The 12,035-nt window shown below is 68.9% G+C and carries 9 protein-coding genes and 1 tRNA gene; 7 read left to right on the top strand and 3 right to left on the bottom strand.

From position 1 onward, the window contains the following. Positions 1-30 precede the first annotated feature (30 nt). Complete coding sequence (locus ACFYZF_RS00290) at positions 31-1,008, top strand: ArsA-related P-loop ATPase (protein ID WP_387014079.1); 978 nt, start codon at positions 31-33, stop codon at positions 1,006-1,008. Positions 1,009-1,061: 53 nt separating this feature from the next. Further along, positions 1,062-2,213 carry an ArsA family ATPase gene (locus ACFYZF_RS00285; protein WP_387014077.1) on the top strand — a complete coding sequence of 384 codons (1,152 nt, stop codon included), beginning with the start codon at positions 1,062-1,064 and terminating at the stop codon, positions 2,211-2,213. A 6-nt stretch (positions 2,214-2,219) separates the two neighbouring features. On the opposite strand, the gene ACFYZF_RS00280 is transcribed toward ACFYZF_RS00285, so the two are convergent. Continuing rightward, positions 2,220-2,552: a WhiB family transcriptional regulator gene (locus ACFYZF_RS00280; RefSeq protein ID WP_387014074.1), complete on the bottom strand. Its 333-nt coding sequence runs from the start codon at positions 2,550-2,552 to the stop codon at positions 2,220-2,222. Between the two features lie 398 nt (positions 2,553-2,950). On the opposite strand from ACFYZF_RS00280, the gene ACFYZF_RS00275 reads away from it, so the two are divergent. Continuing rightward, positions 2,951-5,386, top strand: a complete 2,436-nt coding sequence (locus ACFYZF_RS00275) for a penicillin-binding protein (RefSeq protein ID WP_387014071.1) — start codon at positions 2,951-2,953, stop codon at positions 5,384-5,386. A 160-nt stretch (positions 5,387-5,546) separates the two neighbouring features. On the opposite strand, the gene ACFYZF_RS00270 is transcribed toward ACFYZF_RS00275, so the two are convergent. After that, positions 5,547-6,251, bottom strand: a complete 705-nt coding sequence (locus ACFYZF_RS00270; RefSeq protein ID WP_387014068.1) for a vancomycin high temperature exclusion protein — start codon at positions 6,249-6,251, stop codon at positions 5,547-5,549. Position 6,252: 1 nt separating this feature from the next. Continuing rightward, positions 6,253-6,708, bottom strand: coding sequence for a GatB/YqeY domain-containing protein (locus tag ACFYZF_RS00265; RefSeq protein WP_387014066.1), 456 nt, complete (start codon positions 6,706-6,708; stop codon positions 6,253-6,255). A gap of 25 nt (positions 6,709-6,733) precedes the next feature. On the opposite strand from ACFYZF_RS00265, the gene ACFYZF_RS00260 reads away from it, so the two are divergent. The 4 genes from ACFYZF_RS00260 (at position 6,734) to fxsT (ending at position 11,806) form a co-directional block, all read left to right on the top strand. Then, positions 6,734-7,627, top strand: a complete 894-nt coding sequence (locus tag ACFYZF_RS00260) for a metallophosphoesterase (protein ID WP_387014063.1) — start codon at positions 6,734-6,736, stop codon at positions 7,625-7,627. Between the two features lie 347 nt (positions 7,628-7,974). Then, positions 7,975-8,048, top strand: a tRNA-Pro gene (locus ACFYZF_RS00255). 462 nt (positions 8,049-8,510) lie between these two features. Next, entirely contained in the window at positions 8,511-8,948 is a 438-nt protein-coding gene (locus ACFYZF_RS00250) for a hypothetical protein (RefSeq protein ID WP_387014061.1), read from the top strand. Further along, complete coding sequence (fxsT, locus tag ACFYZF_RS00245) at positions 8,945-11,806, top strand: FxSxx-COOH system tetratricopeptide repeat protein (RefSeq protein ID WP_387014058.1); 2,862 nt, start codon at positions 8,945-8,947, stop codon at positions 11,804-11,806. The genes ACFYZF_RS00250 and fxsT overlap by 4 nt, the downstream gene beginning before the upstream one ends. The last annotated feature ends 229 nt before the right edge of the window (positions 11,807-12,035 follow it).

Raw genomic sequence — 12,035 nt, 5'->3', positions numbered from 1 at the left:
CCCGGGCCGCCGGGTGGATAGGCTCGACGGGTGCGAGCAGCTGAACGGCGGGCCGACCCGACCGGCGCCGAGTGGCCGGCGCGCCTCCACGTGGTGACCGGCAAGGGCGGCACCGGCAAGACCAGCGTGGCGGCGGCGCTGGCCATGGCGCTGGCCACCGAGGGCCGGCGCACCCTGCTGGTGGAGGTCGAGGGGCGGCAGGGCATCGCCCAGCTCTTCGGCACCGACCCGCTGCCGTACGCCGAGCGGCACCTGACCACCGCCCCCGGCGGCGGCGAGGTGCGTGCCCTGGCGGTGGACGCCGAAGAGGCGCTGCTGGAGTACCTCGACATGTTCTACAAGCTCGGCGCCGCCGGCCGGGCGCTGCGCAAGTTCGGCGCGATCGACTTCGCCACCACAATCGCCCCCGGCCTGCGCGACGTGCTGCTGACCGGCAAGGTCAAGGAGGCCACCACCCGCACCGCCGGCCAGCGCCGGGCGTACGACGCGGTGGTGCTGGACGCGCCGCCGACCGGGCGGATCGGCCGGTTCCTCAACGTGACGGCGGAGACGGCCCGGCTGGCCAAGGTGGGCCCGATCAAGACCCAGAGCGAGGGGGTCGCCGCGCTGCTGCGCTCCCCGATGACCGCGGTGCACGTGGTGACGCTCCTGGAGGAGATGCCGGTCCAGGAGACCGTCGACGCGATCGCCGAGCTGACCCAGCTCGGCTTCCCGGTGGGCCGGGTGGTCGTCAACGCGGCCCGGCCGCCGCGACCCACGGGCCGGGCGGTGAGCGGGGCGGAGCTGAAGCGCGGGCTGGTCGCCGCCGGGCTGCCCGCCGACCGGAACACCGTGGCCGGGCTCGCCGCCGAGGCGCGCGACCAGCTGATCCGCCGGGAGATGGAGGAGTCGCTCCGCACCGAACTGGTCGAGCTGGGGCTCACCCTGACCGAGCTGCCGCTGCTGCCCGACGGGGTCGACCGGGCGGGCCTCGAGACGCTGGCCCGGGCGCTCGTCCGGGCGGAGTGACGCACACTGCAGCCAGCACGGCGCGGAGATCCCCCGAAGCCCGATACGCTCGATTGGTGCCTTCCGAAGACGCGGCGCCGCAGCTGGACGTCGACCAGATCCTCGCCGACCCCGGCGTGCGGATCGTGGTGTGCTGCGGGGCGGGCGGGGTGGGCAAGACGACCACCGCCGCCGCGCTCGCGCTGCGGGCCGCCGAGAAGCACGGTCGGCGTACGGTGGTGCTCACCATCGACCCGGCCCGCCGGCTGGCCCAGTCGCTCGGCCTGACCGAGCTGGACAACACTCCCCGCCAGGTCAAGGGCATCGACGTCGAGGCCAGCGGGGGCGAGCTGCACGCCATGATGCTCGACATGAAGCGGACCTTCGACGACGTGGTGCTCCAGCACACCGACCCGGCGAAGGCGGCGGACATCTTCGCCAACCCCTTCTACCAGGCCATGAGCTCCACGTTCGCCGGCACTCAGGAGTACATGGCGATGGAGAAGCTCGGCCAGCTGCACGCCCGGGGCGAGTGGGACCTGATCGTGGTGGACACCCCGCCGTCCCGCTCGGCGCTGGACTTCCTGGACGCGCCGGCCCGGCTGTCCCGCTTCCTCGACGGGCGGATGCTGCGGCTGCTGATGGCGCCGGCGCGCAGCGGGGGCCGGAGCATGTTCAGCCTCGTCACCGCGAGCTTCGGCATGTTCTCGAAGGTGGTGCAGAAGGTGCTCGGCGCCCAACTGCTCACCGACCTGTCCGGCTTCGTGGCCGCGCTGGACTCGATGTTCGGCGGATTCCGGCAGCGGGCCGAGCAGACGTACCGGATCCTGCAGGCACGGGAGACGGCCTTCCTGCTGGTCGCGGCCCCGGAGCCGGACGCGGTTCGGGAGGCGGCGTACTTCGCCGGGCGGCTGGGTGAGGAGCGGATGCCGCTGGCCGGCCTGGTGCTCAACCGGGTGCACCGGCCGGCGGTCGACACCCTGGACGCGGCGACCAGCCTGGCCGCCGCCGACCGGCTGGCCGAGGCCGGCGGGCACTCCGGGACCGTCGACGTGCTGCGGGCCCACGCCGCGCTCACCCAGCAGGCGCACCGCGAGCAGCGGGTGGCGGCCCGGTTCAGCGAGGCGTTCCCGCAGGTGCCGGCGGTGTCGGTGACGGCGCAGCCCGCCGACGTGCACGACATCGACGGGCTGCGGACGATCGGCGCGGCGATCAGCCGGCCGTGACCGGCGTCAACCGGCCGTGACCAGGACCTTGTCCTTGCCGGGCTTGTCCTTGCCGGGCTTGTCCTTGGCGTTCTTCTTCATGGCCGCCTCGAACATCTTCCGCCAGCTCGCGACCTGGGGGTGCCGGCGCAGCAGGGCCCGGCGTTCCCGCTCGGTCATGCCGCCCCACACCCCGAACTCGATCCGGTTGTCGAGCGCGTCGGCCAGGCACTCGTACCGAACTGGGCAGCTCCGGCAGATCCGCTTCGCCACGTTCTGTTCAGCGCCCTGTACGAACAGCGCGTCCGGGTCCCCGTTCTGACACGCCGCCAGCGACGGCCAGTCAGTGATCATGCCCATGTGTACACGTCCCCCCTTGCAGTACCTACCGACGTCGCGCGACCAGCCGTCGAATACTCCTGCCGTCCCGCCCGACCCCCCGGGCAGCCCGGACGACGCGTGGCTCGGTCACCGCCACCATCATGCTCTGTAGTCGACTGATTACGCAACGTTGTCGGCAAAATCCACTATTACGGACACTCCCGGCTTCCCGGGCCTTCGGCCCCCGTCTACCCGGCCGCAGTACGTGAAAACGCCGCGCCGCTCCTCCGATCGGTGAAGACTCGTCGCCGGATCCACGCAACCTCGCACCAGGGTTCGTGCGTTTAGCACAACGAGGTCGGCGCGCGCAGGAAATGGGAGAAAGACGCCCAAGCGCCCCTCATTCCCTACTCGCGTACTCTGTCGAGGTGACCTGGATGCGGAAACGTGACCACAATGTGCTGACCAACGCCGCATCGCTACTCATCTGTGGCCTGCTGGCCGGCGTGGTGGTCGCGGCGGCGGCCTTCCCCGCGGTAGCGATGTCCGGGCTGGCCGCCAAGGCCGGCGCGGAGACCTTCGGAGCGCTGCCCAAGGAGCTGATGGTGGGCCTCCCACCCCAGCAGACTTTCCTGCTCGCCTCCGACGCCAAGACACCGCTGGCGATCATGTACGACGAGAACCGGCGCAACGCGAAGCTCGCCGACATCTCGCCGTACATGCAGAAGGCGATCATCGCCGGCGAGGACCACGACTTCTACAAGCACAACGGCGTCGACCTCAACGGCATCGCCCGCGCGTTCGTCAACAACCAGTCCGGCGCCAACTCCCAGCAGGGGGCGTCGACCCTGACGATGCAGTACGTCCGGCTGGCCATCGCGTACTCGGCCACCCACCCGGCCGACGTGGTCGCCGCGACCGAGGACACCAGCGCCCGCAAGCTCAAGGAGATGCGCTACGCCCTCCAGGTCGACAAGGAGCTCTCCAAGGACGAGATCCTGGAGCGCTACCTGAACATCGCCTCCTTCGGCAACGGCGCGTACGGCATCTACGCCGCCAGCCAGGTCTACTTCAACAAGCCGCCGAGCAAGCTCAAGATCGAAGAGGCGGCCATGCTGGCCGGCATGGTGAAGGCTCCGACCACCAACGACCCGACCACCAAGGCCGGATACCCGCTGGCCCTCGCCCGGCGCGACTACATCATCGGGAACATGGTCGACATCGGCGCCATCACCAAGGAGGAGGGCGAGGCCGCCAAGGCCACCAAGATGGTGGTCAAGACCAAGAAGACCCCGAACGGCTGCGTCGCCACCAACAAGAAGGAGTGGGGCTTCTTCTGCGACTACTTCTACCGCTGGTGGCTGCAGCAGGAGACGTTCGGCTCGACCTCGTACGACCGGGAGCGGCGGCTCAAGAGCGGCGGCTACACCATCGTCACCAGCCTCGACGTGCAGGCGCAGAACGGCGCCGACAAGGCGGTCCGCAAGGGCCTCGGGGTCAACAGCAAGGCGGCCCGGATGGTCTCGGCGATCGAGCCGGGCACCGGGCGGGTCCGGGCGCTCGCGGTGAACCGGAACTTCAAGATCGACGATCCGAAGAAGCCGCAGAACAAGATGAGCAGCGACCCGGCGAAGGCCAAGAAGAAGATCCGGGGCAACTACCCCAACACGGTGAACCCGCTGCTCACCGGCGGTGGAGACATCAAGGGGTATCAGGCCGGCTCGACGTTCAAGATCTTCACGATCGTCGCCGCCCTGGAGAAGGGCATCCCGCTCAGCTACACGATCAACTCGCCGAAGCAGTTCAAGTCGGAATACATCATCGACAGCAGCAGCAACGCGGCCTGCCCGGGCACCCACTTCTACTGCCCCACCAACTCCACCGAGTCGATGGCCGGCGTACACAACATGTGGAGCGCGTTCGGCAGCTCGGTGAACACCTACTTCGTTCCGCTCCAGCAGCAGGTCGGCTCGGAGAACGTGATCAAGGCGGCGCAGAAGATGGGCATCCAGTTCCGCTCGGCCGAGGACGCCAAGTTCGCCAACAACAAGGAGGCGGCGCACCAGTGGGGCGCGTTCACCCTGGGCGTCTCGGCCACCACGCCGATGGACCTGGCCAACGCGTACGCGACCCTGGCGGCCGACGGCAAGTACTGCGAGCCGATCCCGGTGCAGGAGATCAAGGGCCCGGACGGCAAGAAGCTGGACATCGCCAACCCACGCTGCGAGCAGCGGATCAGCACCGAGGTCGCCCGGGCCGCCGTGGACGCGGCCCGCTGCCCGGTCGGCGACCGCTCGTCGACCTCCAAGTGCGTCGGCGCGACCGCCCGCAACGTGCGCAGCATCGTCGGCAAGCCGGTGGCCGGCAAGTCCGGCACCACCGACTCGGAGAAGACCTCGTCCCTGGTCGCGATGACCAAGCAGTACGCGGTCGCCGGCATCCAGGCCGACCCGGACTGGCCGCAGACCAACCAGAAGATGGGTCACGACGTCTCGACGGGCATCAACCCCCCGGTGTACGAGACGCTGCGCGACGCCATGAAGGGCAAGAAGGGCATCGAGTTCACCCCGCCCAGCGGCAAGATCATGGAGGGTGACCAGCGCTCGATCCCCGACGTGAAGTGCCAGGACCTCGAGACCGCCAAGAACCGGCTCAAGGGCGCCGGCTTCGACGTGGTGGTCTCCTCCGGCCGGGTGGCGTCGAGCTGCGCGGCCGGCAAGGCCGCAGGCACCAGCCCGAACGGCCGCACCATCAAGGGCGGAGTGGTGACCATCGAGGTCAGCAGCGGCAGCAACAAACCGGTCACCCCACCGAACAACGACGGCACCGGTAACGCGCCCGGCCAGGGAGGCCGCCCGGGTCGTCCCGGCTGACCCACCGGCCCTGGGCCACGATGCGACGGGCGGGCATCCCTTCGGGGGTGCCCGCCCGTTCCCGTTCCGTCACCGACCATGGATTTGGGTCACCGCAACCGGGACACCGCCCAGCAGAGGCGCAACCACGACAGTCCCGGCCAGTGCGGCCCGGATGGGCTCAGCTGTCCCGTAGCGCGTCCTGGACAGCAGGGTCTGCGGGCGAGCGGACCGCTGGCGGCCTGAGCCGCGCAGCGTCCCACGCCGCCTTTCCGCTGGCAAAGTAGTCGCGGACCGCCTTCTCCGCGAGCAGGGTGGCAGCGCAGCCGGCACAGCGGGCGGCCACCCCGTCGACGTCGAGGCCGAGGCGCCGGCACAGCGTCACTGCCCGCGACAGGTGGTAGGACTGCGTCACGATCAGCGCCCGGGTGACCCCGTACACCTCACGCGCCCGGGCGCAGCTGTCGTAGGTGTCCAGGCCGGACGGGTCGCCCACCACGCGCCGCGGGTCGACCCCGAGCCCGGTCAGGTACGACGTCATCACCGCCGGCTCGTCGCCGGACGCGCCGCCGCCGTCCCCGGACACGAGGATCACCCGGGCCCGCCCGTCGCGCACGAGCGCGGCGGCGGTCTCCAGGCGGCCGGCGAGCCGTTCCGCCGGTCTGCGGCGGTCCGCCGCCACCTCGGTCCCGAGGACGATGACGACGTCCGCGGCCGGCGCATCGGCTTCGCCGTACACGTGACCGTGCGCGGCAATCTTCGTCCACAGCCAGGGGGCGCTGACGAGAAGCAGTACGACGACGCCCGCGGCGGCCAGGCGCGTCAGGCGTCGCCGTCCCCCGAGCAGACGACGCGCCCGGCCGATCCGCGCGGCCGGGGGCGCCACGTCAGAGGCCGAGCTGGCGGCGCACCTCGGCGGCCACCCGGCCCCCCTCGGCCCGGCCCGCCACCGCGGCCTGGGCAGCCTTCATGGCCTGGCCCATCTGGGCCTTGCCGCTGAACCCGCCGGCGGCCAGCGCCCCCGCGACCAGTTCGGCCAACTCCTCGTCGGAGAGCTGCTTCGGCAGGTAGCCGTCCAGCACCTCGCCCTCGGCGGTCTCCTTCGCGGCCTGCTCGGCGCGACCGGCCTCGGCGAAGGCGGTGGCTGCCTCGCGCCGCTTCTTCGCCTCCTTGGTCAGCACCGCGAGCACCTCGTCGTCGGTGAGCTCACGCTTGGCCTTGCCGGCGACCTCGGCCGTGCCGACGGCGGCCAGCGCCATCCGCAGGGTGGAGGTGGTCAGCTCGTCGCGTGCCTTGAGTGCGGCGCGCATGTCGGCGGTGAGGCGGTCCTTCAGCGTGCTCATGAACGGTGAAACTACCCTGATTGGCATGCGAAAGCGCACACTATTCCGGCTCGCCCTCGGTACCGCCGCCGCCGGAGCGGCAACCCTGGCGTACGCGTCACTCGTCGAGCGCAACATGTTCACCCTGCGTCGGTTCGATGTCCCGGTGCTGCCGGCCGACGCCGAGCCGCTGCGGATCCTGCACCTGTCGGACCTGCACATGATGCCGGAGCAGCGACGCAAGCAGGACTGGGTGGCGTCGCTCGCGGCGCTGGACCCGGACCTGGTCGTGGTCACCGGGGACAACATGGCCGACCCGGGCGCGGTGCCCGGCGTGCTGCGCGCCCTGCACCCGCTGCTGGACCTGCCCGGCGCGTTCGTCTTCGGCTCGAACGACTACACCGGGCCGGTGTTGAAGAACCCGTTCAGCTACCTCCTTCCCGACCGGGAGTACACCGAGGGCGTCGAGCTGCCGTACGAGGAGCTGCGTGACGTCCTCACCGGGGCCGGCTGGGCGGACCTGAACAACGCCCGGACGACGGTCAAGGCGGGCGGCCGGCTGATCGAGCTGGTCGGGGTCGACGACCCGCACGTCGCGCGGGACGACTACCCCGCCGTCGCCGGCCCGGTCTCCGCCTCGGCGGACCTGTCGATCGCCCTGGCCCACTCCCCCGAGCCGGCCGTGCTCGACCGGATGGCCGAGGACGGCTTCGGCCTGCTGCTCGCCGGCCACACCCACGGCGGCCAGGTCTGCGTGCCCGGCTACGGGGCGCTGGTGACCAACTGCGGGCTGCCCCGGTCGATGGCGAAGGGCCTGCACCGCTGGCCCGGCTCCGACTCCTGGCTGCACGTCTCCGCCGGCTTGGGCACCCACCCGACCGCGCCGGTCCGGTTCGCCTGCCGCCCGGAGGCGAGCATCCTCACCCTGATCCCCCGCTGACCCACGCCCGGCTAGGCGCGGCCCGACGCGGCCCTTGAGTCCGAGTGTGATCTGCGCCGCTTTGGAGCTGCCCCGCGTGCGCTACCGCCGGTCGGTCCGGCCCCGGACCGGCCGGCGGGCGGGCGGGTGGGCGGGCGGTCAGGCTCGGGCAACGGGTTCGCCGGGCGCATCCGTCACCCTGCGCGGCGGGCCGACGAGGGCTACGAGGCTGGTCGGCGCGCCTTTGGAGCTGAGTCGTCTGCGACATCGGCCCCGGGGCAGCCCGGGGCCCGGCGGGGTGGCAAGCTGCGGACGGGGTACCGAGTTTGACCATCGGACGGGGTGGGCTAGTATTTGTCCGCACGCCTCGGGGTGTGGCGCAGCTTGGTAGCGCGCTTCGTTCGGGACGAAGAGGTCGTCGGTTCGAATCCGGCCACCCCGACAGAGGTCAGAGGGCACATCCGATCGATGGATGTGCCCTCTAGTGCTTTCTGGGTGACTAACTGAGTGACCACCGGTCCGGGGTGAGTGCGAAGGTCCGGTCCATCGCGATAGCGCCGCTGAGAAGTACCGGCCTGAGCTGGTGGCGGTCGCAGGTTACGGCTAGTGCGCCTCCTACGGGGGCGCTCAGGCTCCAGGATGGCCGAAGATCGTCGGCACGTCGCGGTCCGTGGGTGGTTGCGGAAGAGAGCCATCCTGCCTGCCATCGACCCGGGCGAGCCGCGCAGACCGCCGCCCGCTCCCCAGGAGGGCGGGTCGGCGGCGAACGGGATGGCGTGGCCGCCGGCGTGATATGTCGGATGCCGGACTGTTCGTAAATTGGTTTTGGTTGTGGGTGTCGTCTATACCGTAGATCGGATATGCCTGACGGCAGGTTGTTGATCGACCAGTTTGGGGGTTCGTCATGCTGGCGGAGGCGTTGGGTGCGCTGGCAGTCGCTGGTAGTACGGCGTTGGTTGGCGCAGCGGCCACTGATGGCTGGCAGATGGTCAAGCGTGGCTTCGGTCAGTTGTTCGGGCGAGGCGATCAGAGTCGGGCCGCTGCTGTTGAGGAGCGGTTGGAGCGGACTCGCGCCGTAGTAGAAGCCGCAGGACCGCAGGATGAGCGGGTGCGGTTGGAACAGCAAGCGGCATGGACGGCGCGTCTGGAGGATCTTTTGAGCGATCACCCGGAGGCGGCCGATGAGTTGCGTGCTCTAGTGGAGCGGGTTGCCGAGGTCACGGGGACACGTTCGGCCGGTCATGTTGTTCAGCACGCGGTCGCTTCTGACCAGGCTCAGCAGGTCGTGCAGGGCCACGGTCAGCAGACGAACGTGTTCGGCAGTCGCGGCGGGGCGGCGTGACGACGAACAGCGCTCAACCTGAGGTAGCTTTCCCATCCCCAGCACTGGTGACGCCGGCATCTGATGTGACACAGGCGGTGTGGACTGCCGGCCAGGGCAGCACAGGGGCGCAGGGTACGGGTAACCAACTGAACGTCTTCCTGCATTCCCCGCCGACTCAACGAACGTCGGCCGAAGAAAAGGCACCAGCAGCATCGCCTGCCGGGCGGGTTGCCGGCGCGTTACCGGCGGTGTGGAACATTGCTCCTCGTAACGCTGGTTTCGCCGGCCGGGAGAACGAACTCGCGCGGCTACATGAGCAGCTGCATGTGGGTGGCGCGGCGGTTGTTCAGGCACTGCACGGCATGGGGGGAATCGGTAAGACTCAGCTCGCTACCGAATACGCCTACCGCCACGCGGCGGACTACGACGTGGCGTGGTGGATATCGGCCGAACAGGCCGGGCTGATCGGTGAGCAGTACACCGCGCTCGGTTCAAGCCTCGGTATCCTGGATTCGGATGCGGACAGTGTGACCTCGGCTCATGCGGTCAAGAGTCACCTGCGCGGCCGTGACCGATGGTTGCTGATCTTCGACAATGCCGAGTCGCCGGACGACATCAGCCAATGGCTGCCCGGAGGGCCTGGCCACGTCATCATCACCTCTCGGCACCAACGCTGGACTCAGCTGGCTGTGTCGGTTGAGGTTGACGTGTTGACCAGGGCAGAGTCCATTCTCCTGCTGACCGCCCACCATCCGATGCTCAGTCCGGACCAAGCGAATGAGTTGGCCGAAGCCCTGGGCGACCTTCCACTGGCACTCGTGCAGGCCGCTAGCTTCTTGGCAGAAACCGGCATGTCGACCCAGGAGTACAGACAGGCACTGACAGAACAAGCGGGTGAGGTGCTCAGCGAGGGCCGGCCCATCAGTTATCCCCGCTCGCTGGCTGCCACCATCGCAGTTAGCACCGGCCGGCTTGCCGACGTTGACCCCGCATCTCTGGCGATCCTCCGGCTGTGCGCGTTCCTTGCTCCGGCGCCGGTGCCCGTAGATCTGTTGGCCGCGATCGTGCAGTTTGAGGCAGCAACCCAGGAGGATGACTCCTGGGGCCTGGCTCCGCTGACGGCGGTGATCGACAAACCCATGCCGCGTGCGCGTAGCGTCGGCCGCATCGGCGACTACGGCTTGGCCAAGGTTGCGGTAGAGGGCATTACGGTGCACCGATTGGTACAGGCCGTCCTGCGTGATCAACTGCCCTCTACGGCAGTCGAGCAGCTACGGACGCGGATCGAAGCCGTGCTCGGTATGGCCGACCCCGGTGACCCACGTGATACCGCTGCCTGGCCAAGCTGGGCTCGCCTGCTACCCCACCTTCTCGCAGCCGATCCTGCCTCTACCGACAACCCGGACCTTCGTGACCTAGCCTGCCGCGCGATCGTATTCCTGATCGTCCGTGGAGATGCCCGGCCCGCGCAGCAACTAGCCAACCACCTTTACGAACAATGGCGTCACACACTCGGACCAGACCATTCCCACACCTTGAAAGCTGTCACGGAACTGGTCTGGGCGTACAGGGATCTAGGCGAACTCAAACAGCTGCGCTCGCTGATCGAGGACACCCTGACCCGTCAGAGACTGACACTGGGCGAAGATCACCCCGACACCCTCCGATCAATCAGCTACTTGGCCGTCATTCTCGATATGCGGGGCGATCATAAACAGGCGCGGCGTATGGAAGAGGATGTGCTGGAGCGGTGGCGGCGGGTGTTGGGTGAGGACCACCCCGAGACCCTGAGTGCCGTCAGTAGCCTGGCTGGCACGCTGCACAGCCTCGGCGAGTACGAATCGGCGCGGCAAATGCAGCAGGATGTGCTGGAGCGACGGCGGCGGGTGTTGGGTGAGGACCACCCCGACACCCTAAGAGCCGTCAGTAACCTGGCTGGCACGCTGCACAGCCTCGGCGAGTACGAATCGGCGTGGCAAATGCAGCAGGATGTGCTGGAGCGGTGGCGGCGGGTGTTGGGTGAGGACCACCCCGAGACCCTGAGTGCCGTCAGTAACCTGGCTAGCACGCTGCACAGCCTCGGCGAGTACGAATCGGCGCGGCAAATGCAGCAGGATGTGCTGGAGCGACGGCGGCGGGTGTTTGGTGAGGACCACCCCGACACCCTAAGAGCCGTCAGTAACCTGGCTAGCACCCTGCACAGCCTCGGCGAGTACGAATCGGCGCGGCGTATGGAAGAGGATGTGCTGGAGCGACGGCGGCGGGTGTTGGGTGAGGACCACCCCGACACCCTGAGTGCCGTCGGTAACCTGGCTAGCACCCTGCACAGGCTCGGCGAGTACGAATCGGCGCGGCGTATGGAAGAGGATGTGCTGGAGCGGTGGCGGCGGGTGTTTGGTGAGGACCACCCCGACACCCTAAGAGCCGTCAGTAACCTGGCTAGCACCCTGCACAGGCTCGGCGAGTACGAATCGGCGCGGCGTATGAAAGAGGATGTGCTGGAGCGGTGGCGGCGGGTGTTGGGTGAGGACCACCCCGACACCCTGAGAGCCGTCAGTAGCCTGGCTAGCACGCTGCACAGCCTCGGCGAGTACGAATCGGCGCGGCAAATGCAGCAGGATGTGCTGGAGCGACAGCGGCGGGTGATCGGCACGGACCACCCGGAGACGTTGGTTTCGGCCGTGAACCTTGCAATGTCCTGTGCCGCCCTGAATCAAAAAATGGCTGCACGTAAAATGGCCGAGGAGGGGTTCCAGGGACTCCGAACTGCCCTTGGAAATGGACATTACTTGACCCAATGGTCTCGCAAGCAACTCAACGGAATCGCCGCTTCTATGGGCGGGAGACGTCAAAGAAGGAACGGCCATCGCAGGTGACCTAAATTCTGCGTAAACAGCACGATTATCCCAGCCTGGGATTGTGACACGCCAAGGCACACGGCCGTGTGAGCCGTCGGCTACGGACCACGACCATATGCGTAGACCAGTACGCCGCGGGGCCCGTTTGGGTGGGCAGCAACAAGGGCCCCGGGGGGGGGGGGGGGGGGGGGGGGGGCGGGTCCGGGCCGGTAGTGGGAGACGGAAACACCCCCGGGCCGGCCGGGCC

This window comes from Micromonospora sp. NPDC001898 (genome assembly GCF_042891255.1).
GTDB lineage: Bacteria > Actinomycetota > Actinomycetes > Mycobacteriales > Micromonosporaceae > Micromonospora.
The sequence above is the reverse complement of the archived record's forward strand: the minus strand, read 5'-3'. Positions and strand labels throughout refer to the sequence as shown.